The following is a 25351-nucleotide window of genomic DNA, read 5'->3' as shown; positions in this document are numbered from 1 at the left end:
GGCTCGCTTGCGGCAACGTCTTCCTGCGGCGGGAGATCCCCGCCGCGTCACAGTCAGTGCGCCGTCGTGCCCGACGGCTCCGTGTCGAAGTGGGCTCGCACCCGCTGACGCCACACCTCGTACGCCGGCTCCCCGCGGGACGGGAATCCGTTGCCGGCGACGTCGTCGGCGAGCGCCGACGCGGCGGCGACGGAGAGCCCGGTCAGCACGGCGACGGTGTCCTCGGTGTGCGGCGGCACCGCGGCCGAGAACGTCCGGGCGCGGGCTGCGAAAACCGCTCCCTGTGCCAGGTGCGGCCGGTACGCGCCCGCGTGCCGGCGCAACGTTCCCAGCCCGGCGCGGTCGCAACCGCCGGCGAAGGTGGCCGCCAGTCCGACGCCGCTCCACAGATCGGCCCGCCGGCCGGCGGCGAACCGTCCCACCGCGGCGGCGACGCCGTCGACCTGGCCGCCGTGGATGAACCAGAGCGCGCGGCCGATCCCCTGGTCCACGGCGCGCAGGAAGTAGTCGGGCGCGCCCTCCCACGGGTACGGGGCGGGCCGCTCGAGCCTCCCCACCCATCGGTCCGTGTCGAAGTAGGCGCGGTCGAAGCCGTATCCGTCGACCGCGAGCCAGCTCATCGTCGGGTAGTACGGCGTTCCGGCCAGGTCCGGCACCACCCCGCGCCAGAGCGGCCGGGGCAACCGCGCCATCGCGAAGCCGATGCCGATGTAGTTGAGGAAGGTGTGGGGACGACCTGGCCCGGCGAGCAGATCCCGCGCCCGACGGGTGCGGTTCATCGCCATCGCATCCCGGATGGTGAACGCCATGGTCGCGCCTTCATAGGCGAATCCGCGCTGGTACGGGTCGACCAGCGCGAGGCGGCGCTCCACCTCCCACAGGTCGCGGGACTCCATACCCCACTCGAAGCCGCACACCACCGCCTGGGGAATCGCCTCGAGTTGGCGCGTCGCCTCCGACAAGATGCCCGGGAACCCGCGGGCGGCGAAGCCGACCTCCCGCAATGACGGGGCCAACACGTACCGACGTAGCGAACCGACGATGGTGGGCATCGTTCCCACTTTCCTGCCGTGATTTGCAGAGCGACCGTCACCGCTGGACGGCCGTTCCATCGTCAGCCAACAGGACGCGCGATTCTTCTCCCGCTGTGCGTAGTCGACCCACGCGACCAGGCGACGCGCCGATGGCGTCGGCGCTCGTGGATCCGGGAACCGCGCCACCGGGAGGAGCGCACAGCGGAAGAGGACTCGGCCCGCGCTCCTCGGCACGCTGAAATTCGCGACCTCCCCCACTCGCGCCCGTCCCCGTGTCGTCCGAATGACGCCATGGCCGGCGGAAAAGGGGCCACCTCAAGCTCGTAGAGGAATTCGGAATGGACAAGGCGAACGTATTCGCTGATCTGGCGGACGACTGCGCGGATCTCGATCAGATCCTGGCCGACCTGGGTCCTGAGGACTGGACCCGTTCGACACCGGCGCCCGGCTGGCAGGTGCGGCACCAGGTCGCCCACCTGTGCGCGGTCTTCCGGATGGCCGCCGTCGCGGCATCCGACGCCCCGGCGTTCCAGGCGCTGATGGCGCAACTCGGCGACGACTTCGACGCCAACGTGACCGCCGCGCTGTCCCGGTACCTCGACACCGGCTCCGCGGCGCTGCGCGGACGGTGGCGCGAGGAGTGGACCGACGCGGTCGAGGCGCTCGCCGCCGTACCGGCGGGGCAGCCGGTGCCCTGGCTCGTCCGCCCGTTGCCGGCGCCGGTGCTCGCCGCCGCCGGGATGATGGAGCTGTTCGGCCACGGTCAGGACATCGCCGACACCCTGGGGACACGGCGCGACCACACCGACCGGATCCGGCACGTCGTCGGCTTCGCCGTGCAGACGTGGGACTTCGGCTACCTGAGCCGCAACCTGACCCCACCCCAGCGGGGATTCCGGTACGAGCTGACCGCCCCTTCGGGCGCGCTGTGGGTGTACGGACCGGAGGACGCCGAACTGATCACCGGCCCCGCCGTCGACCTCTGCCTTCTCGCCACCCGCCGACGGCACCGGGACGACCTCGCGCTGACCGCCGTCGGTGCCGACGCCGACCGCTGGCTGGACATCGCGCAGGCCTACCGCGGCCCGGCTGGTCCGGGACGCCGGCCGGGTCAGTTCGACCCGCCCGCGGCCACCGCGGGCGGCCCGTCGCACACCCTGGACGGGCAACCGTGACGGCCGGGCAGCCGACGCCCGACCCGGTACGGACGGCGACGCTCGAAGCGTTCGCCGACACGATCATCCCTGGGACGAAACGCTTCCCCGGCGATCGGGCCGTTGCGGGCGTCGTGGACGACGCCGGCGCCGTGGAAGCCGGCGCCCTCGACCTGCTCGCACACCCCGCCCTCGGGCTGGCTGAGGCGCTCGACGGCATGGCCGGGCTGCTCAACATGCACGCGCAGGCCTACGCTCGGGCCCGACAACTCACCCTGGACCCGGCGGTGCCCGCGTTCGTCGCCCTCGAATTCGACGACCGCACGGCCCTCGTGCAGAACCTCACCGACCCGTCCCACCCCGAACGCGAGGTGTGGTTCGGCGCTGCCCTCTTCTGCACGATGGCGTTCGACAGCGCGCCGCACCTGTCCACCGCGGAGGCCCTCGACCAGGGGCACCCCGGCTTGTCCGTCCTCGGCTTCAGCAAACCGGACGAGGACGGCCTCTGGCGGTTCCCGCACTTCTCCTACCAGCGGCAGCTCGCCGACATCCACCCGCAGACCACGGCGACGGGAAGCCCCGCATGACCAGCATCGAGCAGACCGACGTCATCGTCGTGGGCAGCGGCTTCGGCGGCGCGATCCCGGCGTACCACCTCGCGGCCGGTGGCGCCCGGGTCGTGGTGCTGGAGCGAGGTCCATGGCTCGACAGCAGCGAGTTCGACCACGACTTCCTCCTCGGCTCGTCCTACACCCGGATCTTCGACTTCACGGTCGGCGACGGCATGAGCGTTCTCGCGGGCAACTGCGTCGGCGGCGGCAGCGTCGTCTACTTCGCCACCATGCCGCGGGCGCCCCGCTTCGTCTTCGAACGCACCGGCGGCCTCGGGCGGCGGATGTGGCCGGCCTCGATCAACCGCGACACCCTGGACCCGTGGTACGACATCGTCAGCGAGGCGCTGCCCGTCACCGAGCAGTCCTGGAACGACGTGCCGTTCGCCGGCGGCCTGTTCGCCGCCGCCTGCGCCCACGCCGGTCGTACCGCGAACCCGGTCCCGTCGGCGATCGACAAGCCCAGGTGCACCAACTGCAACTGGATGATGGCCGGCTGCCGCTTCGACGCCAAGCGCTCTCTGCTGCTGAACTACCTGCCCGCCGCGCTCGCGCACGGCGCGCAGATCCGGCCGCTGCACGAGGTGCAGCGGCTGTCCCGGACCCCGGAGGGCGGCTACCGGGTCCACTACGACGTCATCGACGACGAGGACTACCGCGTCACCCGCGGCGGCGGGGTGATCGAGGCGAAGATGGTGGTGCTCGCGGCCGGAGCCGGCGCCACCCCGGTCATCCTCCAGCGCTCCGAGTCGGAACTCGGCACGATGCCACCGGCGGTCGGCCGCTACTTCTCCGGCAACGGGGAACGCCTGAACACCGCCGTCGTGAACGACGAACGGGCCCGTGAGGTCCTCGGTCTGGACCGCGGTGACGGCACGGCGTACGAGGCGCACCAGATCGGGAAGGGCCCGTGCGTGGCCACCTGGGACAAGCTCGACGGGTCGCTGCCCGAGTACAGCCGCTACTCGCTGGAGCAGCTGTACTTCCCACCGGGCCTGGGCACCATCCTCGCCCAGGCGCCTGGCGCCGCCGGGCCGACCTGGTTCGGCCGGGAGAAGAAGGAGATGCTGCGCCAGTGGCGCTCCTGGCTGACGGTGTTCGCCATGACGGAGGACGACAACGAGGGCGTCTTCGGGGCGCCCCCGGCGCGCGGCAACGCGGAGCGGATCGCGCAGCAGATGCTCGGACGTGGTTCGCTGCGCTACGACCCGACGGAGAACACGCTCCGGGGCTGGGCCGAGTCCGACGCCGACGTCCGGGACATCCTGGAACGCGACGGCCTGGCCCGGGTGCGGCCGTGGACGAACGACCAGGTCGGCGCGTACACCGTGCACCCGTTGTCCTCCTGCCGCATCGGTGACGACCCGGCGACGTCGGCCCTCGACGACCGGCACGAGCTCCGCGACCATCCCGGCATCTTCGTCACCGACGGGTCGGCGGTGCCGGCGGCGCTGACCGTCAATCCGGCACTGACGATCGCGGCCCTGGCCGAACGCGCGGTGCCGGGTCTGGTGCGTGCCGCGCAGCAGCGCGGCATCGCGGTAACGTACGGCGCGCCGTCGCCGGACGGCACCCGGGCAGGGGACCCGAGCCTGCGACGGTTCAGGTGAACGGCGGCTCGACTCAGGGCGGCGGGGTGCCCATGGGCGCCCTGCTCGCCCGGCTGACCCGTGAGATCACCCAGAGCCACATCGAGCACCTGAGCCCCGTGCCGGCGCGGGGTGCGCCCGCCGCGGTCCGGCACGTCTACCGGCGGCTCGAACGGGAGTTCGGCCTGCTCGCGCCGCCGGTGACCTTGCACGCCGCCTCTCCCCCCGTGCTCGCCGCCTGTTGGCTGATGCTGCGGGAGGCACTGCTGGTCGACGGTCTGGTCCGGCGTGACACGAAGGAGGCGGTGGCCGCGGCGGTGTCCCTGGCCAACCGTTGCCCGTACTGCGTGGACGTTCACGGCAGCGCCCTGCGAGGGCTGCTGCGCGGGCCGGACGCCCGCGCCCTGATCGACGACCGGCTCACCGAGGTCACCGAGCCGCGGCTGCGGGCGATCGTCGAGTGGTTCCGCCACGACGGCACCCCCGCCGGGGCGGTGCTCCCGCCACGGGTGGATCCCGCCGAGATACCGGAACTCATCGGTGTCGCGGTGCTGTTCCACTACCTCAATCGCATGGTGAACGTCTTCCTGGCCCCGTCCCCGCTGCCCGTCGCGATGACTCCGCGCGCGGCCCGGGTCGCGCGCTGGCTCGCCGCCGTGACGATGGCCCGGCTCGCTCGCCGGGGTGTCGCCCCCGGAGCGGACCTCGACCTGCTGCCGCCGGCGCCGCTGCCGCCCGATCTCGGTTGGGCCCGCCCGAACGCCAGCCTGACCACCGCCTTCGCCCGGGCCAGTGCCGCCGTCGACGATGCCGCGGAACGTGTCGTTCCCGCATCCGTTCGGGGGCTTCTGCTGGACCTCCTGGCCGGCCCGGCGGGCCTGCGCGCGGTCACGGACCGGGCCGGGTTGGAGGCGTCGCTCGAGACCCTGCCGAAGTCGGACCGGGCGGGTGGGCGCCTGGCCCTGACCGCCGCCTTCTTCTCCTACCGGGTCACCGACGCCATGGTGGCGGGCACCCGGCTGGGCAGCTGCGACGACCGCCGCCTGCTGGAGCTGGTCTCCTGGGCCAGCCTGGCGGCGGCCCGGGCCGCCGGGCGGCAGCTACAGGCCGCGTGGCAGGGCGCCCCGGGCGCGGTGCCGCCCAGAGAGCGGAGGGGATGACGTTGGAGGTCATCCCGCCGCTGGCACCGGAGACCCTGCTCGTCTTCCTGATCGCCGTCACCGTCCTGCTACTGACGGCCCGGGTCCTCGGACGGCTGGCCGCCCGGGTCGGCATGCCCGCCATCGTCGGCGAGCTGCTCGCCGGGGTGCTTCTCGGCCCCTCCCTGCTCGGGCACCTGTTCCCGCAGGCGGCCCGGCTCCTGTTGCCCACCGAAGCCGGTGACATGCACCTGATCGACGCGGTCGGGCAGTTCGGCGTGCTGCTCCTCGTCGGCATCACCGGCACCCACCTCGACCTGGGTATGCTGCGCAGCAAGCGGCGTACCGCGGTCGTGGTGAGCCTGTGCGGACTGCTGCTGCCGCTGCTCGGTGGGGCCGGCCTCGGGCTGCTGATGACCGCGCCGGCGGGTGACGGGACGGCCGACCGGGTGCTGTTCGCGCTCTTCCTCGCCGTGGCGATGGGAGTGACCGCGCTGCCTGTCATCGCCAAGACCCTGACCGACATGGGCCTTCTGCACCGCACCGTGGGCCAGCTCATCCTCATGGCGGGCACCGTCGACGACGCGGTGTGCTGGTTCCTGCTCTCACTTCTGGTCGCGGCCGCCACGGTCGGCGTGAGCGCCGGCTCGGTGGCCATGTCGGTCGCGGCACTGGTCGGCTTCGTCATCTTCGTGTCGACCGTCGGCCGGGTCCTGGTGCGAGCGGTGATGCGGCGCGTGGCCCGGTCGGACGAGGCGGGACCCACGGTCGCCGCCACCGTGGTCGTCGTGCTGATCGGTGCGGGGCTGACCCACGGGCTGGGCATGGAGGCCGCGCTCGGGGCGTTCGTCGCGGGCCTGCTCATCCGCGTCCCGGATCCGGCGAAGCTCGCGCCGCTACGGACGGTCGTGCTCACCGTGCTCGCGCCGATCTTCCTCGCCAGCGCCGGTCTGCGAATGGACCTGACGGCACTGCGCGACCCCGACCTCGCGCTGACTGCGGCGGCGGTGGTCACCGTGGCCATTGCCGGCAAGTTCGCGGGCGCCTACCTGGGTGCGCGGCTCAGTGGGCTGACGAGCTGGGAGGGACTGGCCGTCGGGGCGGGCATGAACGCCCGCGGCGTGGTGGAGGTGATCGTGGCGATGGTGGGTCTGCGGCTGGGCGTCTTCGACGTGGACATGTACACCATCGTCATCCTCGTGGCGATCGTGACCTCGGTGATGGCGCCACCGATGCTGCGGGTGACGCTCCGGCGGGTGCGGGTCGAACCGGAGGAGCGGCGCCGGCTGCTGCGTATCGAGGGCAGGGAGCCCGCGCCGGCGTCGCAGGCGTCTCGATAGCCACGTCCGGTCACGGCCGCGGACCACGGTCCGCGGCCGTCGCCGTCTGCCGGCCGCGACCGACGAGGCCGACGACCTCCACGCCCGGGACGACGCGTACGCACGGGCGCGGCGGTCCGGAATCCGGGCCGCCGCACGGCGTGGCTGGTTCCCCTCCGACGCGGCTCTCCGTCCGTGGTGTCCCCCGGAATCGGCGCCGAGGCGGGGCGGTGGGACCGGCTCGGGTGTGGCAACCTGGCTCAGACGATGCGGACGTGGGGGACGTAGAGAATCCACCGGCCACCCTGCTCGACGAACTGGCGCTCCTTGGCCATGATCTCCTCCGCGTGGTTCCAGGCGAGCAGCAGGGCGTAGTCGGGATAGGGGTCCGAGAACGCCGCGTAGGGACGTACCGGAATGTGTGCGCCCGGCGACAGACGGCCCTGCTTCTCCGGTGTGGTGTCGCAGATGAACGGCACCAGGTCGGGTCCGATTCCGCAGTAGTTGGTGACGGTCGCGCTCTTGGACGTGGCGCCGTAGCCGACCACCCGCCGGCCCGCGTCACGCAGGTCGGTCAGGAGTGCGACCAGATCCGTACGGATGCGCTCGATCTGTCGGCCGAAGCGGAGGTACGTCTCGTGCTCTCCGATGCCGTAGCGGGCCTCCTCGTCGACCATGCGCGCCACACTCGGCCGGCGCTCGCGGGAGCCGGGACGGGCGACGGTGTAGCGCACCGACCCGCCGTGGATCGGGATGCGCTCCACGTCGACCAGCTCGAAGCCGAGCCGGGCCACCATCGCGTCCACCGACCGTACGGCGAACAGGTAGAAGTGCTCGTCGTAGATCTGGTCGAAGTACGCGAACTCGACGATGTCGCTGACGTACCGGTCCTCGAAAACGAAGATCCCGTCGGCCGTGAGCAACCGGTCGACCCCGCGGAAGACCGTGTCGATGTCGGCGACGTGGCTGACCGTGTTCGCCGAGAAGATGACCTTCGCGGGACCATCGGTGGCGAGGATCTCAGCGGCGGAGCGCTCGTCGAAGAAGTCGACCCTGACCCTGACCCCGCTGGCGGCCGCGGCCGCGGCGGCGCCGGCGGACGGGTCGACCCCGAGATGCCGTACGCCCGCGGCGCTGAGCCTACGGAGCATGATGCCGTCGTTGCTGCCGATCTCGACGACCAGGTCGTCGACGCCGGTCAGCTCGGTGTCCCGCAGCAGGTGGGCCACCTCCTCGAAGTGGCTGCACAGGCCGGCGGAGGTGGACGACCGGTAGGGGTAGTCCGGCCGGAACATGTTGTCCGTCGGCATCGGCTCCAGCTGCTGCACCATCGTGCAGTCGGCGCAGATGCCCACCGCCAGCCGGAAGAAGGTCTCGGAGTCGACTTCCCCGGGCATGAGGAAGGCGTTGGAGACCGGCTGCCTTCCGAGATCCACCCACTCCCGCACGGGCCCCGCACACAGTCGGCATGCCGGGGCGGCTGACACCAGCTCGCGGCCATTCACGTCGTCATGCTCCTTCACGGTGTCGCACACCGTCGGTCGCCCGCGCCTGCCGCCGCCCCGCCGAACCGGCGGATGACCAGATACGGCAACGGCACACGTCGACGCCGGTCCGAGAGGCGGTGGCGTCGCGGCGTCGGCAGCGGCCCTGAGCAGGTGCCGACGATGGTGCGGGAGGCGGCCCTTCCGCCGTCGCACCGCCATCGTCGCGGCACCGCGGACCTCCCGGCATTTCTCAGGGTGCTCGACCCGGGGATGTGCGGCGGCACGCCCGGTCCGAGGCCGCGCGACGGTGGCCGGCGACGGGCCCGGTCCGGGGCCGCCCGTGGGGTCGCCGACCGGTCGGCACCGCAACGGGGAAGATGCCGGCGGCTCGGCCCGGGAACGAGGATCGGTTGGCATCGGGCGGGACGCAGCGTATCCCCAGTTCACCGTCTGCAGAGACTGCGGCCAATGGCTGCCGATCCCCCCGGCGTTTCTCCCGGTCCGACGCTGCGGCAACAGCGTCGGACCGGGAGTTGGTCTTGTGTACCGAGGATGAGGAGACGCGCATGGCCAGGGCCACATCACCGGGCGGCGTGCCGGGTCCGCCGAACCGCCCGACGGCAGGGGCCTCCGCGCCCCGGGCCGAGAGGACCTGACGTGGGTACGCGAACCACCGTGGCCGTCGTCGGCATGGGCTACGTCGGGTCGTGCGTCGCCGCGACGCTCGCCGACCGCGGTCTCCACGTCATCGGAATCGACACCGACGCCGACCTCGTGGACCGGCTGAACAGCGGCACCACGCCGCTGCGGGAGCCAGGGCTCGCCGACCGCATCCAGGCCGGGGTCGGCAGCGGCCGTCTCCGGTCGACGACCGACCACCGCGCGTCGACGGAGGCCGACGTCGTCCTCCTCACGGTCGCCACGCCGGTACGGTCCGACGGATCGCTGGCCGACGACCACCTACGCGCCGCCTGCACGGCACTGGCCCAGCACCTGCGCGCGGGACAACTGGTGATTCTCAAGAGCACCGTCCCTCCGGGAACGACCCGGGACCTCGTCCGTCCCCTGCTGGAGGCGAGCGGCCTGCGGGCCGGGGCAGACTTCGCCCTGGCCTTCGCGCCCGAACGCCTGGCCGAGGGGACCGCGATGACCGAGCTGCAGACCCTGCCGGTCGTCGTCGGTGGCCTCGACCCCGACAGCACCCGGGCCGCAGCGGACTTCCTGGGCCACGCGCTCGGGACCAAGGTCCTCACCCAGGACTCCCTGGAGGCGGCCGAGGTCGTCAAGCTCGCCGACAACTGGTGGATCGACCTCAACATCGCCCTCGCCAACGAGCTGGCCATGTTCTGCGACCTGTTCGGGGTGGACGTGCTGGACGTCATCAGCGCCGCCAACTCCATCCCGAAGGGGAACGGACACGTGAACATCCTGCGACCGAGCGTCGGCGTCGGCGGTTCCTGCCTGACGAAGGATCCCTGGATGGTGTGGCGGTCCGCCCGCCGGCACGGGCTGGACATCGCTACCGCGCGGGTGGGTCGCGAGGTCAACCAGCAGATGCCCGGCTACGCCGCCCGGCTGGTCCTGGACGACCTCGCGGCCCGCGGGGTGGCCCCGTCGGCGGCGACGGTGGCGATCCTGGGGCTGGCCTTCAAGAACGACACAGGGGACCTGCGCGCCACGCCGACCCGCGGCGTGGTCGACGCTCTGTCGGCCGCGGGCGTGCGGGTGCGAATCCACGATCCGTTGGTCGACCCGGTCCACGCACGCGAGACCTTCGGGCTACCCGTCACGGCGACGGTCGAGGAGGCGGTGCGCGACGCGCACTGCGTCGCCCTGCTGGCCATGCATAGGGAGTTCAGGTCCCTCGACTTCGCCGAGCTGCCCGTCGCCGAAGGCTGCCTCGTCCTCGACGGTCGCGCCTACCTGCCCAAGGAGGAGATCGCCATGTTGGAACGACTGGGCTACACCTACCGCGGGGTGGGCCGATGAGCGCGCCCCGGGTCGTCGTCACGGGAGGACACGGCTTCATCGGCAGTCACCTCGCGGAGCGGCTCGTCACCGCCGGGGCGGACGTGACCGTCCTGGACGGCGGCGACCCGGCACCGCACCTCGACCTGCTGCGCCGGCACACCCGGCACGTCCGAGGGGACATCCGCGACCCGGACCGGCTGGCGGAGGCGATCGCCCCCGGGGTGGACCTGGTCTACCACCTCGCCGCGGCGGTCGGCGTGGACACCTACCTGAGCGACCCGCTGGAGGTGATCGACACCAACTTCGTCGGGACGATGCGGGTGCTGGAGCGGGCCACGGAGGTCGGGGCGCGGGTCGTCGTCGCCAGCACCAGCGAGGTCTTCGGCAAGAATCCTGCCGTGCCCTGGAGCGAGGACGCCGACCGGGTCCTCGGCCCGACCACCGCCCAGCGGTGGTGCTACTCCTCCAGCAAGGGGCTCGCCGAACACCTCACCTTCGGCTTCGTGCAGCAGCACGGCCTCGCCGCGTCCGTCGTCCGCTACTTCAACGTCTACGGTCCCCGCCAGCGGCCCGCCTACGTGATCAGCCGCAGCGTCCACCGGGCACTGAACGGCCGGCCGCCGATCGTCTACGACCAGGGACGGCAGACCCGCAGCTTCACGTACGTCGCCGACGCCGTCGAGGGCACCATCCTCGTCGGAGCCTGCGACCGGGGCATCGGCGAGGCGTTCAACATCGGCAGCATGCGGGAGACCACCATCGCCGAGGCCGTCGCTCTCGTGGGCGCCGTGAGCGGAGCCGCGCAGAGCGCCGTCGCCGCCGACACGGCGAAGCAGCTCGGCGCCGCGTACCAGGACCTGCCACGGCGCATCCCCGACGCCACCCGAGCGAGGACGCTCCTCGGCTGGAGCGCGCAGACGCGGCTGCGGGAGGGCCTGACGCGCACCGTGGAGTGGGCGCGCGCCAACCCGTGGTGGCTGGCCCTGCCCGACAGCGGTGCCGGCCGGTGAGCGCCAGGACACGTCCGCTCACCGGGGACGAGTACGTCGAGTCGCTGCGCGACGGTCGGGCGGTCTACCTCCACGGTGAGCGGATCCGTGACGTGACGGTCCATCCCGGCTTCCGCAACCCGGTCCGGATGACGGCGCGGCTGTACGACGCGCTGCACGCCGAGGAGCACCGTCCGGTGCTCACCACGGCCTGCGACGCTCCGGGGAGCGACGGCTACACGCACCGGTTCTTCACGACCCCACGCAGCGCGGAGGACCTGGTCGCCGACGCGGGCGCCATCGCCGCCTGGGCCCGGATGAGTTACGGCTGGCTGGGGCGCAGCCCCGACTACAAGGCGTCGTTCCTCGGCACCCTGGGCGCCAACGCCGCCTTCTACGAGCCCTTCGGCGACAACGCGCGACGCTGGTACCGGCAGTCGCAGGAGAAGGTGCTCTACTGGAGCCACGCCATCGTCCACCCACCGGTGGACCGATCGCGTCGGCCGGACGAGGTGGCGGACGTGTTCGTGCACGTCGAGCGGGAGACCGACGCGGGTGTGGTGGTCAGCGGCGCCAAGGTGGTCGCCACCGGTTCGGCCCTGACCGACCACATCTTCGTCGCCCACTACGGCCTTCCCGTGGCCAAGCGGGAATTCGCGCTGGTGGCCGCCGTGCCCACCGACGCGCCGGGGGTCAAGCTGATCTGCCGCCCGTCCTACACGGCCACCGCGAACGTGACGGGAAGCCCGTTCGACTACCCGTTGTCGTCCCGGCTGGACGAGAACGACACGATCCTCGTCCTCGATCAGGTCCTGATCCCGTGGGAGAACGTCTTCGTCTACGGCGACCTGGCCAAGGTGCAGACGTTCGCGGGGCGGTCGGGCTTCACCGAGCGGTTCACCTTCCACGGATCTGTCCGGCTCTCGGTGAAGCTGGAGTTCCTGGCCGGCCTGCTGGCCAAGGCGCTCGAGACGACCGGCACCGCGGACTTCAGGGGCGTGCAGAGCCGGCTGGGCGAGGTGCTGGCGTGGCGCAACCTGTTCCGCGGGCTGGCCGAGGCGGCCGCTCGCGAGCCGGTGCCCTGGCACGACGGCGCCGTCCTACCGAACCCCCGGTACGGCATGGCATACCGATGGTTCATGCAGGTCGGCTACCCCCGGGTCCGGGAGATCATCCTGCAGGACGTGGCCAGCGGCCTGATCTACGTCAACTCCGGCACGGAGGACTTCCGTAACCCGGAGCTGCGACCGTACCTCGACCGGTACCTGCGCGGTTCGCAGGGCGTCGAGGCGGTCGACCGGGTCAAGGTGATGAAGCTGCTGTGGGACGCCGTCGGCTCCGAGTTCGGCGGCCGGCACGAGCTGTACGAGCGCAACTACGCCGGCAACCACGAGAACACCCGGATCGAGTTGCTGGCCGGCGCCATGGCCGGCGGGGATCTGGACCGGTACAAGGCGCTCGCCGACGCGTGCCTCGACGAGTACGACCTCGACGGCTGGCGGGTCCCGGACCTGACGTCGTACGACGGGCCGTGGCCGATGCGCGACGGGCCCTGACCCGCACGCCCCCGACCGTCACACCGCGCGTGCCGCGCCCGTCCGCGGGCGCGGCACGCGCCGTTCGTCCCGGGTCAGCTGCCCGCCATGATCTCGGCGACCGTCTCCGCGTCCCCGGCGCCGTGAGCCGCGATCAGGGCCGCGAACCGGGCCGCCGGCATGACCCGTACGCCCAGCGCTGCCGCCTTGTCCGCCTTGGAGCCGGCGCCCTCCCCGACCACGACCAGGTCGGTCCGGGCGGAGACCGACGACGAGGCGGTCCCACCCAGTCGCTCGACCGCCTCGTTGCCCTCGTTGCGGTTGAGCCCGGGCACGGCACCGGTCACGACGACCCGCATCGGGGCTCCGTCGGGCCGGCGTAGCGGCGCCGCGACCGGCCCGGGGGCGGCGGGACCCGCCTTGCCCGGGGACGCCGCTCCTGGCTCGACCATGTTGACGCCACGCGCGACGAGCTTGTCGATCACGGGGGTGAGTTCGACGAGGTCGGCGGCGATCGTGGCGGCCCGGTCCGGGCCGACGCCCTCCACCCGCTGCAGGTCCTCGACGCTCGCGTCGAGCAGTGCCCGCATCGAGCCGAAGTGCCGGGCTATCCGGCGGGAGAGGGCCCGGCCGGTCATGCGCACACCGAGACCGATCAGCACCCGGGACAGGGGGCGTTGCCTGGACGCCTGGATGCTCGCGACGAGTTTCGCCGCCGAGACGCTCCCCATCCTGTCGAGGGTGACCAGGGCGGCCGGTTCGAGATCGTAGAGGTCGGCCGGATCGGTGACCAGACCGGCGGCGACCATCATCTGGATGATCTTGTCGCCGAGACCCTCGATGTCCATCGCGTCCCGGGTGGCGAAGTAGGCCAACGCCTCGTGGGCGCCGCAGGCCCGTCCACGCACGCACCGCCAGCGCTTCTGCGTCCGGTCGAGCTCCCCGCCGCAGCGTGGACAACTTCCCGGCGGCTCGTACGGCGCCGAGGCCGGGTCGCGTTCGTCGAGCTTGGCGCCGGTGATCTCCGGGATGACGTCGCCCGCCCGGCGGACGAAGACGACGTCCCCCACCCGCACGTTGCGCCGGGTCAGATCGTCGAAGTTGTGCAGGGTCGCCGACGTGACGGTGACACCGCTGATCTGCACGGGCTCGAGCACCGCCACGGGGGTGACCACGCCGGTACGACCGATCTGCACCTCGATGCCCAGCAGTCTCGTGGTCCGGGTGTCCGCGGGGAACTTGTACGCCACGCCCCAGCGGGGGGCACGGCTCGACGAGCCGGCCAACTCCCGGTCCCGCGTGCCGTCGACCTTGACGACCGCGCCGTCGACACCGAACCCGATCGTACTGCGGGCGGCACGCAGCGCCTCCACGGCGGCAAGCACCTCGTCGAGGGTGGGGCAGACCGCCAGCGGCACGGATGCGGCAAGGGTGGTCCGCACGCCCAGGTCGGCCAGCGCCGTCATTTCGGTCGAATGCGACGCCTCCCCGGTCGGCTCGGTCACCGCGCCGCGCATCCCGTAGGCGATGAAGGACAGCGGCGCGTCGTAGGCCCGTCCTTCGGCCCGCAGGGTGCCGGCTGCGGCGCTGCGGGGGTGGGCGAAGGGAGGTTCGCCGTGCCCGGTGCGCATCTCGTTGGCGATCGCGAAGTCCTCGTCGGTCATGAAGACCTCGCCGCGGACCTCGATCGTGACCGGTCGGGCGAGCTGTCCCGGCAGCCCGACCGCGCGCCGGGCCTGGCCGGTCACGTCCTCCCCCGCCCGTCCGTCGCCGCGGGTCGCGACCCGGACCAGCCGGCCGTCGACGTACCAGGCCGCGATCGCGAGGCCGTCGATCTTCGGTTCGACCACGAAGGCGGCCACCGGGTGACCGAGCAGTTTCTCCAGGCGGTCGGCCCACCGGCGCAGCTGCTCCTCGCCGAAGACGTTGTCCAGGCCGAGCATCGGTTCGCTGTGCTCCACGTCGCCGTGCGCCGCCACGCCGGCGGCCACCGTCCCGGACGGCGAGTCCGCCGCCGTCCAGTCCGGCCGCGTCGCCTCGGTCGCCTCGACCCGCGCCAGCAACGCGTCATAGGCCGCGTCGTCCATCAACAGGTCACTGCCGTTGTGGTACGCCACGGCGGCGGCGCGGACCGCGGCGACGGCATCGGCGTACGCGGGCCGGTCCGGGAAGGGTACGGCGAACTCGGCGTCCACGACCGGTGCCGGGGCCTCGGGCGACGGATCGGTCTGCGTGTCGGTCATGGCGGGCGGGTGCCTCCTCAACTCGGCCGTCAGCCCGCCCGCGAGGGCGGGCCTCGGGTCCGGGCGGGCTGAGACGACTGCCCGGTCAGCTGTCATCGGCGATTTCGGGCGTCCAACGCGAGGCTCTCAAGGACCGGCACGACATCGTTGGGGCTCGGCATGGCGCGCCAGACATCATAGATCGCCTCGGCGCCCTGCTGGTAGGACGGCTCGGTGAGCACGGCCAGGATCGCCTCCCGCAGCTCCGCCACCGACTGGGTCTGGTGGTCCAGCCGCACGCCGGCACCCCGGGAGACCACATAGTTCGCCACCGGGGTGGCTTCGAGCTTCTTCGCCGGCATCACCCAACGGACCGTGGGCTCCTCTCGCGCCTCCGCCTCCCGGACGCCGTACTCCACGCCGGAGCGGTAGACCCCGACGTCGTCCGGCTCCGCCTCCGGCGCGTCCTCCTCCACCCGCAGCATGATGGACTCCAGGGTGTCGCAGACGAGCTGCGGCACTCTGCTGGCCACGGCGGCCTGGAAGGTGCCGAGGCCGCCGTGGTGGATGACGGCCGAGCAGGTCGGCAGGAGCTGGTTGAGCGGCAGGTACTCGACCGTCCGCACGTTCGCCGGCGGGGTGTACCCGTCGAGCTGGACGTCGTTGAGCGTGGCGACGACCTCGACGTCCAGGTCGGCGAGGGCGTCGAGCAGCATCGGCGTCCGGTTCCAGTCGCCGCGGATGAAGCGCCGGTAGGACTCGCCGAGGGTGAGACAGATCCGGGGTCGCCGCGGCGGCTCCCGCAACCAGTCCGGCACCGGCTCCGCGCCGTTGTAGGGCACGTACCGCAGCGGAACCTTCCGGGTGCGGGTCGGCAGGCCGAGCCCAGGCGGCGCCGTGTCGATCGTCCACTGCCCGACCAGCAACTCCTCGTCGAGTTCCACGCCGTAGCTCTCCGCGAGCGGGCGGACCAGGGTGGCGAGCGGGTTCTCGTCGAGGCCCGCGGCGACGAGGGCGTCCCGACCGGCGGCCAGGCGGTCGAGGCTCCAGCCCGACGGGTCGTACGCGAACACGAGCCGGGCGTGGGCCGCGCCGCACACCCGGGCCGCGACCGCGCCGGCGGCCTGGGTCAGGTCCCAGATGATCAGGTCGGGACGCCACGTCCGGGCGAACTCGATGAGGGCGTGGGGCTCGGGCCGGTCGGGGCGCAGGTAGTCCCCGGTCGGGGTCAGGAGGTACTGGTAGAAGAGGTACCAGTACTCGCGCTCCTCCGGGTTGAGGCCGAGAGCCTCCGCGTACCGCTGGGCCTCCTCCGGGCCGTGCGGCTCCAGCGGATCGTCCGAGATTCGGGCGGCCCACGACGCGTCACCGAGCGGGACCGGGGTCAGGCCGGTGGCGGCGATGCGGTCGGCGAAGCCGCCGAAGGACGCGAGGCGCACCTCGTGGCCAGCGTTCTGCAGCGCCCACGCGGTGGGCACCATGGGGTACAGGTGGGCGATCGACGGGTCGATGGCGAACAGGACGCGCATGTCTCTCCCTCGCGGGCGTTCGGAATCAGGATGTGGGGGTGCGGTGCCGGGAACGGGGACGATCCCGCCGCTCAGCGCCGCACACCGATGAGGAGCCTCCGCCCGGCCAGGCCGGCGGAGAGGAAGTCGCCGCCGCAGCCGGCCGCCGCGAGCGCACTGAGGTGCTCACGGCGGCCGAACGCCCGCAGCACCCGGGTGTCCTCGACGTGCCGGACGCTGTCCCCGTCGGCGACGAGGAAGTGCCGCTCGAGGCGATGGGCGCCGTCGCGGGGTGTCCCCCGCGCCATGTGCGTGACCGGACGGCCGTCCTCGGCGCGCGTCAGCGCCTCGCGGGCGGTCCTCCGGGTCGCCTGGTCCGGCATCCAGATCGGAGCGAGGATCATCAGCCCGCCGGGCGCCAGGTGCCGGGCCAGCGCCCGCAGGACGGTCCGGTAGCCCGACAACGGGAACCGCGCCAGGGCGTCGTGCAGGCATGTGACGACGTCGAACGTGCGGCCCACGTCGAGGTGCGGCAGCTCCGCCTCGTGGATGGTGGTGCCCGGCAGCGCCTGGCGGGCCGCGGCCGCCATCGGAGCGTCGACGGCGACGCCCTCGGCGACGGCGACGTGCGGAATCAGGTGTCGCAGATGTTCGCCCGCGCCGCACGCCACGTCGAGCACCGACGAGGCGTCCGGGTGACGGGCCCGGACGATACGCAGCAGAGCCTGTGCCTCCACCGCGTGGTCCCGGCTGCTGTCGACGTGGACAAGGTCGTAGAACGTGGATCGTGCTGCCTCGACAGGCATCATCACCTCCGGTTTCTCGTCCCGGCACGACGACGCCAGGGCGTCGCGTCGCACCGGTACTGATCGCCGTGTCGGCCCGGCTGCGCGGGCATCTTCCGGTCTGCCCGCTGCCGGCCTAGGTCCGCAGCGCACGGGCGAGGGTGTCCCGGTAGCCCGCCACCAGCTCGGTCACCGTCTCCGCCCGGAACTGGCCGCGGCAGTACCCGACACTGCCCACGATGCCGCCTCCGACGTCGAACTCCACCGCCCACAGTGCCCCGTCCGGGATCTGTGAGCCCACCGGCTGCGAGCGCAACCGGCGCCGCATCGCCTGGTAGGTGAGGTCGCCGACACGCTCGCCGACGGCCATGAACGGTGACTGCACCAGCTGGAACACGCAAGCCGCGTGCTCCTCACCGGCGGCGGCGCCCATCAGCTCCGGCGCCACGCCCAGCAGGTCCACGAAGGGGATCTCGTTGCGGTACGCCTCCAGGCAGGCCGTCCGAACCCGGTCGAGCAGGTCGTCGAAGCCGACGCAGCCGTCGGTCCGTACCCGCAGCGGCAACAGGTTGAAGAAGGAACCGACCATGTCGAGCGTCCAGGCCGGCCGCCGGCCGGGAGTGAAGGTCGGCATGACCACGTCGGCGCGGCCGGTGGTGTCGGCGAGGTACCGCACGTAGGCCGCGGCCATGACCATGAACGGGGTGCAGCGCCGGGCGGTGGCGTAGGCCTGCACCCGGCGGCGCAGATCGTCCTCGTAGAGGAATCGGTACCACGACGTGACGTCCGGGCGCTGGTCCCCACGGGGTCGGTCCATCCGGACCGGCGTCACCGCCGCCCCGCGCAGCCGCTGCCCCCAGTACCGGCGGGCGGCGGCGAACGTCGGCGAGGCGGCGACGCGCCGCTGCCACTGCACGTACTCGCGGTACTGACGCACCGGGGGAAGGTCCGGTCGCCGTCCGGCGCGCCGCGCGGCGTAGCAGAGCGCAAGGTCCCGCAGCACCACCTGGATCGACCAGCCGTCGACGCCCGTGTGGTGGGCGGCGAGCACGAGGACCGCGTCACGGTCGTCGAAGCGACCGAGCCGGGCGTGCAGCGTGGGGCACTGGTCCATCCGTACCGGGCGGGACTCCACGTCGTTGAGCAGAAGCTCCGCCCGTTCGTCGCGGGCCGCCGGCTCGGTGGGGAGGACCTCGACCTCGAGGCGGGGTGCCCGGGCGGGCCGCACGCGCTGGTGGACGTTGCCCGGCTCCCGGACGATCGACGTGCGGAGGGACTCGTGCCGCTCGACCACGTCCGCGAGTGCTGCCCGGAGTGTCGCGACGTCGAGCGGTCCGGTGATCCGCCAGCCACCGACGATGGTGTACCGCGGCCCGAACGGGCCGGCGTCGTCGCCTCCGTCGACCATGCGGAGGAACTCCTGCTGCCGGGAGAGCGCGAACGGCTCGTCCGGTCCGGATGCCGGCTCCGGGACGTGTTCCGGCGCGCCGGGCGCGACGCCGTCCGGCAGCGTCCACAGGGACGCTGCCGGACGGTGGTCATCCGCCGGCATGGGCCGAGCCCCCGGCCGCCGCCTCGTCGCCGGCCGGCCGGCGCCACCGCATGCCGTCGGCGGACGGGATCAGGCCGCCCGGCCGGAGCGGGTGCAGATCGTCGACGTTGCCGCCCAGAGCTGCCTGGGTCTGCACGCGAACCCCCTCCTTGAGGACCTCCCTGAGCATCGACGCGCCGAGCAGGTTGCGGTCCTCGCCCGCCTCGGAGACCGGCCCCTGGACGACCTCGGCGAGCTGCCGGAACGCCGGTTCCCGGCGCTGGATGTACGACTCGGCGTCGACCAACGCCCGCTCCTGCGACCCGGCGCCGCCGACCAGCTGCACGAACGCCTCGACGGCGCCGGCGACGTTGTCGTCGGTGATCTGCTTCGCCGTCCAGAAGTACGATTCCTCGTCCTGGTGCATGTCGTAGAAGGCGACCAGGAAGTCGTGGAAGAGGCTGTACTCGCGGCGGTAGCGCGCCTCGAACTCCTCGAAGACGCTCTCCTCGTCCAGCTCCCCGGCCAGGCAGCTGTTGATGGAGCGGGCGGCGAGCAACGCGCTGAAGGTCGCCAGGTGCACCCCGGAGGAGAAGACCGGGTCGATGAAGCAGGCCGCGTCGCCGACCAGGAGCATCCCGGGCCGCGAGAAGGTGTCGTGGATGTAGGAGTAGTCCTTGCGGACGCGGACCTCGCCGTACGGGCCGCTCTCGACCCGGGTCGCGTCGGCGAGGTAGTCGGCGATCATCGGGCACTCGGCGATCAGCTGGCGCAGCACCGCCTCCCGGTCGCCCTCCCGGATCCGGTCCAGGGCCTGCGGCCGCAGCACGGCGCCGACGCTGGTGAGGGTGTCGCTCAGCGGGATGTACCAGAACCAGCCGCTGGGGAAGGCGACGGCGAGGATGTTGCCGCTGTTCGGCTCCGGAAGCCGCTTGCCGCCCTCGAAGTACCCGAAGAGCGCGAGGTTGCGGAAGAACTCCGGGTAGTGCCGGTCACCGCCGATCCGCTGGTGAATGCGGCTGCGGTGGCCGGAGGCGTCCACCACGTAGCGGCTGCGGACCTCCCGCCGGGTGCCGTCCTCGTCGTCGAACCGGACGCCGCAGACCCGGTCCCCGTCCTCCAGGACGTCCACCACGGCGCACCGCTCACGGACGGTGACCCCCTTGCGGCGGGCGTTGTCGAGCAGGATCTGATCGAACTTCATGCGTTCGACCTGGTAGGCGGTGGCACCCTCGCTGGCGAACTTGGGCGAGATCGCGAACGCGAACGTCCACGGCTCGGGATTGCGTCCCCAGCGGAACGTCCCGCCGCGCTTGACCGGGAACCCAGCGCGGGCGAGTTCGTCGGTGACGCCGGTCAGTCGGCAGATGCCATGGATCGTGGCGGGCAGCAGTGACTCCCCGATCTGGTACCGGGGGAACGTCTCCTTCTCCAGCAGCAGGACCCGGTGCCCCTGCATCGCCACCAGCGTGGCAGCCGTGGAGCCGCCCGGCCCGCCACCGACGACGATCAGGTCGTAGTCGAAACCGTCGTTGTTCACGTCATGTCCTCCAGGAGTCGCGGACAGGGGTTCGTCGGTCAGCGCAGGACCACGTCGGCGCGCAGGACGGCGTCGAGGAGGTCCGCGCGGCTCAGCGCCGCCGCCACCGCGGCGATGTCGTCGGCCATGTGGCGGTCGCGGTGCAGAGTGGGTGCGATGGATCGGGTGAGCTCGTAGGCGGCCCGCCCGGCCCGGCTCAGCTGCGCGTACCGTCCGGAGACGTCGACCGCCTGCGCGGCAGCGAGCAGTTCCACGGCCAGGATCGTGTCGTTGTTCGCCAGGACCCGGCGCGCGTTGCGGGCGGCGATCAGGCCCATGCTGACGATGTCCTGGTTGTCGCCGTTGGAGGGGATGCTGTGGATGCTGGCCGGGCCGATCGTGCGGTTCTCCGCGACAAGTGCGGTGGCCGGGTACTGGGCGCCGGCGAAGCCGCTGTTGAGGCCCGGGTCGCCCATGACGAGGAATTCCGGGAGACCGTAGTTCAGGTGGCGGTTCAGCAGGCGGTTGGTGCGGCGCTCGGACAGCACGCCGAGCTGCGTCAGGGCGATGGTGACGTAGTCCATCGCGAAGGCGACCGGCTGGCCGTGGAAGTTCGCGCCGTGGAAGACCTCGCCGCTGCCGAAGAAGAGCGGGTTGTCGTTGGCGGAGTTCAGCTCGATCTCGACCGTCGACCGGGCGTGGGTGAGGGTGTCCCGCACCGCGCCCAGCACCTGCGGCACCGCTCGCAGGGAGTACGCCTTCTGCATGTAGATGTTCGTCCGCTGCACCGCCTTGTCCGGCTGCCACTCGTCGGCGAGCTGCTGCCGCAGGCTGGCATGCGAGACGGTCAGCCCGCTGTCGCTCATCAACGCACGCATGTTGGCGGCGGAGTCGATCTGGCCGGGGTGCGGCCTGGCAAGGTCGTGGCCCTCTGCGAGGAACGGGCCGGTGGATCCCTGCAGGGTCTCGATGACCAACGCGGCGACGATCTCGGCCTGGCGGACCTGTTCGGTCGCCCGACCGATCACCAGGGCACCGAGTCCGGTCATCGCGGAGGTGCCGTTGATGAGCGCGAGGCCTTCCTTGAACCGCAGCTCCATCGGCGTGATGTCGTGCTCGCGGAGCACCTCCCCGGCCGGCACCGGCCGGCCGTCGCGCAGCACGTAACCCTCGCCCAGCACCGTGCTCGCGATGTGCGACAGAGGGGCCAGATCGCCGCTGGCGCCCAGCGAGCCCATCTCCGGGATGGCCGGGGTGATGCCGAGGTTCAGGTACAGCTCCAGGCGGGTGATCAGCTCGGGACGCACGGCGGAATAGCCCTTGGCCAGGGCGTTGAGTCGGGTGGCGACGATCGCCCGGGCCTCCACCTCCGAGAAGTGCGGACCGACGCCGGCGCTGTGGCTGCGGACCAGGTTGGTCTGGAGCTCAACCTCCTTGGACTGGTCCACCAGCATGTAGATCATCTCGCCGTACCCGGTCGTCACGCCGTAGACCGGGATGCCCTGCCGCACGATGTCCTCGAACCGCTGCCGGCTGCCGGCCGCGCGGGCCAGCGACTCCGCCGGCACCACGCAGGGTGCGCCCTGTTCGGCCACCTGTCGCACGCCGTCGATCGTGAGTCCGGCGCCGTCGAGAACCACCGGTCTGGCAGCGCTGTCGAACTGAGCCATGCTCTCTCATCCCATCGTCGTGGTTGGCCCGGCAGCAGCGAACGCTCCACCGGCTGTCGAGTCGCCGCACCCGGCGGCCGCCGCCTGCACCAGCGCCGCCATGCCAGCCACCGTCGGGGCCGTCATCAGCTCCGCCACGGACACGTCCACACCGAAGCGCTCGGTGAGCCGGTGGGCGAGCCGAGCCAGCAGCAGCGAGTGGCCGCCCGCGGCGAAGAAGCTGTGGTGCACGTCCGCCGGCCCGGCCGGCAGCAGTTCCGCCCAGAGCCGCCCGATCTCCTGCTCGGTCGCGGTCGGATCCCGCCCGGCGGCGGACGCGGCGGCCAGCACAGGGTCCGGGAGCCGGGTCCGGTCGACCTTGCCGCCGATGTTGCGTGGCACCCCGTCGAGGGCGACGAAGGAGGCGCGGTGGATCACGGGACCGTACCGACGACGCAGGTGCGTCCGCAGCGACGTCACCAGCGTCTGCCAGTCGCCGCGGTGACGGGCCACCACGAAGACGACCAGCCGGCTCACCAGTCCGTCCGGGTCGGCCACGGCGGCCACGGCGCAGTCGGCCACGAGCGGATGTTCGGCGAGGACGGCCTCCACCGCCGCGAGTTCGAGCCGGTGTCCGGCTAGCTTGACCTGGTGGTCCAGCCGGCCGACATGTTCCAGCGTGCCGTCGAAGCGGCGTCGTCCGAGATCGCCGGTCCGATAGCAACCCGCCGTCGGGGAGGCGGCCGCATCGGCGCCGCGCAGGGGCCGGAAGGCGCCGTCGCCTCGCCCCTGCCCGTCCGCGCCGGGCAGGTAGCCCGGCACGGCGTACGGACTACGGACGACGATCTCCCCGGTCACCCCCGTGGGGCAGGGACGGTCCCGCTCGTCGACGACGAGCACCTGCCGGCCGGGAATCGGCCGGCCGATCGGCACCCGCTCGCCGTGGACCAGGGCATCGATCCGGTACGCGCTGGCCGCCACCGTCTCAGTCGGCCCGTAGACGTTCCACAGCCGGGTGTGCGGGAGCAGCCGGCGCAGCTGGTTCGCCAGGCTGGCCGCGAGCGCCTCCCCCATCAGGATCAGGTGGGTCAGGCGATTCGGCACGGCGCCGTCCCGCTCCATCGCGACCGCCAGCTCGCGGGCGAAGCTCGGCACGGTCTGCAACAGCGTGCCGCCCTCCCGGTCGAGCCAGCGCACGAACCGCTCGGGGTGGGCCCGGACACGGCCCGGTACGGGCACCAGCGTCGCACCTGAGATCAGAGCCGCGAACACCTCGCAGAGGCTCGGGTCGTGCTCGACGGCGGCCCATTGCGCCACCCGCGAGCCGGGTCCGAGTCCGCCGATGTGCGCGAGCCAGGTGGCGAACTGCGCGAGCGCCGCGTGGGTCTGGACGACACCCTTCGGTCGTCCGGTCGAGCCTGAGGTGAACGCGGCGTACGCCGCCGATGCCAGGTCGATGTCGCACGGCGTCGCCACCGCCCGCGCGGTCGGTTCCGTCGGCAGCGCGAGGACCTGTCCGCCCCGCTCAGCCCGGTACCAGTCGGCCAGCGGGTCGTCGGCCGGGTCGCCGCCGAGCAGCACGAGGGCCGGCCTCAGGTCGGTCAGGACCATCGCGGCCCGTTCCCCGGTGTCGTCCGGGCTCATCCACACCACGTGCCCGCCGGCCTGCAACACGGCCAGGGAGGCCGTCACCAACGCCGGTCCCATGTTCAGCCGGACGGCGACGGCGCGGTCCGTGACCGGGACCCGGGCCCGCAGCCAGGCCGCCAGGCCCGTCGCCCGGGTGACGAGTTCGGCGTAGGTCAGGCTCTCCTCCTCGCACCGCACGGCGACCGCCTCCGGGAACCGCTCGGCGCATTCGCGGATCAGATCCGGCACCGGCCGCGCCGGTGTCGGCGGATCGGCCGTGGCATCCAGGTCGCGTACCGCCGTCGCGAGTTGCCGGGACGTCTCCAGCGGGAGATCGGCGATGGCCACGTCGGGGTTGCGGACGGCCGCCGTGAGCAGGGTGCGCAGGTGCGCGAGCAACCCCTCCGCGGTCGAGCGCCCCATCCGGTCGGCGCGGTAGGCGAGCGTTCCGGCGAGGGACGGACCAGTCGGCGAGACGGTGAGCATCAGATCGGCGAGGAGCGTGTGGGCGGGGGTCCTCAGCTCGTGGACGGCGGCGCCGGCCAGCCGCAGCGACGTGCCCTGGTGCCGGCCCTCGGCGAGCACCGCGTCGCAGAGCGGGATCCCGTCGACGGGGCGGGGCGGATTGACGCCACGGACCAGGCGCGGGAAGGGCAGCCGTCCGTGCGTCTCAGCGCTTCGCCGCCGCCGCGCCGTACGGCGCAGGTGCTCCCTGAACGTGGTGGTGGCGGTCAGCCTGCCGACGACGGGAACGAGGGTCGACAGCGGACCGACCGTGCCCTCCTCGCCCGGCCCGCGTAGGCAGACGGGCATCGCCACCGTCAGCGTGTCGTCGCCGCCGTACCGCCCAAGGGCAACCTGGAGCGCGGCCAACACGATCGTCAGGGGCGCGGTGCCCTCGGCCCGGGCCAGGGCCCGGACCGAGGTGTAAAGGTCCCGTTCCCAGTCGAAGGTCACCTCGTCGGCCACCGTCGGTGTTCCGCTGGCGGGCCGGTACACCGGAAGGGACGCGGCCGGCGGAGGTGGGTCCAGCTCGGCGAGCCACCGGTCGGCAGCCTCGCGGCAGATGGTTGCTTCCGTCCGGTGCGGGGGGTGCTCGCGGTGGTGCCGGGTCGGTGCGGACGCCGGGCGGGGAGCGCGGACGGCGTCGGCGTACCCGGTCGACAGTTCTCCGGCGACCAGCGACATCGACACGTCGTCCGCTACCGCCTGGTGGGCGGCGAGCACGATGCGGTGGTGCCGCGGGGTGACTCGGAGGACGGTCATCCGGGCGGACGGCCCGGCACCGAGGTCGCCCGGCAGCACAGCCGGTGCCCCGTCGCGCACGTCCCGCACCTCGACGGCCTCCCGGTGCACCGGGTTGACACGCCGGACGGGCCTGCCGTCCACCGTCGCCACCGTCGTCCGCAGCGCCTCGTGCCGGTCGAGCACCGCCCGCCAGGCCGAGCACAGGGCCTCGACGTCGATGTCGCCGGTGACCCAGTACGCGCGGCGGACCGTCGAGGCGGGGGCGTCCGCGTGCAGCCGCGTGACGTACCAGATGCCGTCCTGCACGTCGGCGGCGGCCGCGGCCAGGCGCGACGGGGTGGTTGGAGCGTCGGTTGTCACGCAGCAAGTCTCGGCGGGTGCCGCGGGGCCGGCATCTCATGAAATGCGCCGTGGAAGTGGGACCGGCGAACG

17 protein-coding genes are annotated in these 25351 nt (G+C 72.6%); 8 read left to right on the top strand and 9 right to left on the bottom strand.

Annotated elements, in window-relative coordinates; all coding sequences use genetic code 11:
- Nucleotides 1-53 precede the first annotated feature (53 nt).
- Nucleotides 54-1052, bottom strand: coding sequence for a DUF1702 family protein (locus ABZ793_RS09325; RefSeq protein WP_357454360.1), 999 nt, complete (start codon nucleotides 1050-1052; stop codon nucleotides 54-56).
- A gap of 320 nt (nucleotides 1053-1372) precedes the next feature.
- Here ABZ793_RS09325 and ABZ793_RS09320 point away from each other — a divergent pair, with 320 nt between their 5' ends.
- Genes ABZ793_RS09320 through ABZ793_RS09300 form a run of 5 tightly spaced genes read left to right on the top strand, consistent with a single transcriptional unit; the run spans nucleotide 1373 to nucleotide 6867 of the window.
- Nucleotides 1373-2209: a TIGR03084 family metal-binding protein gene (locus ABZ793_RS09320; RefSeq protein ID WP_357454357.1), complete on the top strand. Its 837-nt coding sequence runs from the start codon at nucleotides 1373-1375 to the stop codon at nucleotides 2207-2209.
- Entirely contained in the window at nucleotides 2206-2775 is a 570-nt protein-coding gene (locus ABZ793_RS09315) for a DUF5987 family protein (protein ID WP_357454354.1), read from the top strand. Before ABZ793_RS09320 ends, ABZ793_RS09315 begins: the two co-directional genes overlap by 4 nt.
- Nucleotides 2772-4409: a GMC family oxidoreductase gene (locus ABZ793_RS09310; RefSeq protein ID WP_357454351.1), complete on the top strand. Its 1638-nt coding sequence runs from the start codon at nucleotides 2772-2774 to the stop codon at nucleotides 4407-4409. The genes ABZ793_RS09315 and ABZ793_RS09310 overlap by 4 nt, the downstream gene beginning before the upstream one ends.
- Before the next feature lie 32 nt (nucleotides 4410-4441).
- Nucleotides 4442-5548, top strand: coding sequence for a carboxymuconolactone decarboxylase family protein (locus ABZ793_RS09305; protein ID WP_357454746.1), 1107 nt, complete (start codon nucleotides 4442-4444; stop codon nucleotides 5546-5548).
- A complete protein-coding gene (locus tag ABZ793_RS09300; protein ID WP_357454348.1) occupies nucleotides 5545-6867 on the top strand; it encodes a cation:proton antiporter in 1323 nt (440 codons plus the stop codon). Before ABZ793_RS09305 ends, ABZ793_RS09300 begins: the two co-directional genes overlap by 4 nt.
- Nucleotides 6868-7106: 239 nt before the next feature.
- Here the strand turns inward: ABZ793_RS09300 and ABZ793_RS09295 are convergent, their stop codons facing one another.
- Nucleotides 7107-8309 (bottom strand): class I SAM-dependent methyltransferase, encoded by a 1203-nt coding sequence (locus ABZ793_RS09295; protein ID WP_357454743.1) that lies wholly within the window; start codon nucleotides 8307-8309, stop codon nucleotides 7107-7109.
- A gap of 699 nt (nucleotides 8310-9008) precedes the next feature.
- Between ABZ793_RS09295 and ABZ793_RS09290 the strand changes: the two genes are divergently transcribed.
- From ABZ793_RS09290 to ABZ793_RS09280, 3 genes are read left to right on the top strand one after another with little or no spacing between them, the layout of a single operon-like run.
- Complete coding sequence (locus ABZ793_RS09290; protein ID WP_357454740.1) at nucleotides 9009-10322, top strand: nucleotide sugar dehydrogenase; 1314 nt, start codon at nucleotides 9009-9011, stop codon at nucleotides 10320-10322.
- The gene (locus ABZ793_RS09285; protein ID WP_357454345.1) at nucleotides 10319-11314 is read left to right on the top strand and encodes an NAD-dependent epimerase/dehydratase family protein; all 996 of its coding nucleotides are present in this window, start codon (nucleotides 10319-10321) and stop codon (nucleotides 11312-11314) included. The genes ABZ793_RS09290 and ABZ793_RS09285 overlap by 4 nt, the downstream gene beginning before the upstream one ends.
- Nucleotides 11311-12849, top strand: coding sequence for a 4-hydroxyphenylacetate 3-hydroxylase N-terminal domain-containing protein (locus ABZ793_RS09280; protein ID WP_357454342.1), 1539 nt, complete (start codon nucleotides 11311-11313; stop codon nucleotides 12847-12849). The genes ABZ793_RS09285 and ABZ793_RS09280 overlap by 4 nt, the downstream gene beginning before the upstream one ends.
- Nucleotides 12850-12923: 74 nt before the next feature.
- Here ABZ793_RS09280 and ligA read toward each other — a convergent pair whose 3' ends face one another.
- The 7 genes from ligA to ABZ793_RS09245 all read right to left on the bottom strand — a co-directional run bounded on the left by ligA (nucleotide 12924) and on the right by ABZ793_RS09245 (nucleotide 25279).
- Nucleotides 12924-15071, bottom strand: coding sequence for an NAD-dependent DNA ligase LigA (ligA, locus tag ABZ793_RS09275; RefSeq protein ID WP_357454339.1), 2148 nt, complete (start codon nucleotides 15069-15071; stop codon nucleotides 12924-12926).
- Between the two features lie 92 nt (nucleotides 15072-15163).
- On the bottom strand, nucleotides 15164-16579 hold the full coding sequence (locus tag ABZ793_RS09270; RefSeq protein ID WP_357454336.1) for a nucleotide disphospho-sugar-binding domain-containing protein: 1416 nt from the start codon (nucleotides 16577-16579) through the stop codon (nucleotides 15164-15166).
- A gap of 71 nt (nucleotides 16580-16650) precedes the next feature.
- Nucleotides 16651-17364, bottom strand: a complete 714-nt coding sequence (locus tag ABZ793_RS09265; protein WP_357454333.1) for a class I SAM-dependent methyltransferase — start codon at nucleotides 17362-17364, stop codon at nucleotides 16651-16653.
- A 115-nt stretch (nucleotides 17365-17479) separates the two neighbouring features.
- Nucleotides 17480-18895, bottom strand: a complete 1416-nt coding sequence (locus ABZ793_RS09260) for a condensation domain-containing protein (RefSeq protein WP_357454330.1) — start codon at nucleotides 18893-18895, stop codon at nucleotides 17480-17482.
- The gene (locus ABZ793_RS09255) at nucleotides 18882-20414 is read right to left on the bottom strand and encodes an FAD-dependent oxidoreductase (protein WP_357454327.1); all 1533 of its coding nucleotides are present in this window, start codon (nucleotides 20412-20414) and stop codon (nucleotides 18882-18884) included. The genes ABZ793_RS09260 and ABZ793_RS09255 overlap by 14 nt, the downstream gene beginning before the upstream one ends.
- A gap of 38 nt (nucleotides 20415-20452) precedes the next feature.
- Nucleotides 20453-22063: a tyrosine 2,3-aminomutase gene (gene cmdF, locus ABZ793_RS09250; RefSeq protein ID WP_357454324.1), complete on the bottom strand. Its 1611-nt coding sequence runs from the start codon at nucleotides 22061-22063 to the stop codon at nucleotides 20453-20455.
- 6 nt (nucleotides 22064-22069) lie between these two features.
- A complete protein-coding gene (locus ABZ793_RS09245; RefSeq protein WP_357454321.1) occupies nucleotides 22070-25279 on the bottom strand; it encodes an AMP-binding protein in 3210 nt (1069 codons plus the stop codon).
- Between the last annotated feature and the right edge of the window lie 72 nt (nucleotides 25280-25351).

It is taken from the genome of Micromonospora sp. NPDC047465 (genome assembly GCF_040643125.1).
In the GTDB taxonomy this organism is placed as follows: Bacteria; Actinomycetota; Actinomycetes; order Mycobacteriales; family Micromonosporaceae; genus Micromonospora.
The sequence above is the reverse complement of the archived record's forward strand: the minus strand, read 5'-3'. Positions and strand labels throughout refer to the sequence as shown.

What these genes read in the sequence shown, in the direction of transcription:
- ABZ793_RS09325 (WP_357454360.1), bottom strand. Translation starts at nt 1,052, where the DNA reads ATGCCCACCATCGTCGGTTCGCTACGTCGGTACGTGTTGGCCCCGTCA.
- ABZ793_RS09320 (WP_357454357.1), top strand. Translation starts at nt 1,373, where the DNA reads ATGGACAAGGCGAACGTATTCGCTGATCTGGCGGACGACTGCGCGGAT.
- ABZ793_RS09310 (WP_357454351.1), top strand. Translation starts at nt 2,772, where the DNA reads ATGACCAGCATCGAGCAGACCGACGTCATCGTCGTGGGCAGCGGCTTC.
- ABZ793_RS09305 (WP_357454746.1), top strand. Translation starts at nt 4,442, where the DNA reads ATGGGCGCCCTGCTCGCCCGGCTGACCCGTGAGATCACCCAGAGCCAC.
- ABZ793_RS09300 (WP_357454348.1), top strand. Translation starts at nt 5,545, where the DNA reads ATGACGTTGGAGGTCATCCCGCCGCTGGCACCGGAGACCCTGCTCGTC.
- ABZ793_RS09285 (WP_357454345.1), top strand. Translation starts at nt 10,319, where the DNA reads ATGAGCGCGCCCCGGGTCGTCGTCACGGGAGGACACGGCTTCATCGGC.
- ligA (WP_357454339.1), bottom strand. Translation starts at nt 15,071, where the DNA reads ATGACCGACACGCAGACCGATCCGTCGCCCGAGGCCCCGGCACCGGTC.
- ABZ793_RS09270 (WP_357454336.1), bottom strand. Translation starts at nt 16,579, where the DNA reads ATGCGCGTCCTGTTCGCCATCGACCCGTCGATCGCCCACCTGTACCCC.
- ABZ793_RS09265 (WP_357454333.1), bottom strand. Translation starts at nt 17,364, where the DNA reads ATGCCTGTCGAGGCAGCACGATCCACGTTCTACGACCTTGTCCACGTC.
- ABZ793_RS09260 (WP_357454330.1), bottom strand. Translation starts at nt 18,895, where the DNA reads ATGCCGGCGGATGACCACCGTCCGGCAGCGTCCCTGTGGACGCTGCCG.
- cmdF (WP_357454324.1), bottom strand. Translation starts at nt 22,063, where the DNA reads ATGGCTCAGTTCGACAGCGCTGCCAGACCGGTGGTTCTCGACGGCGCC.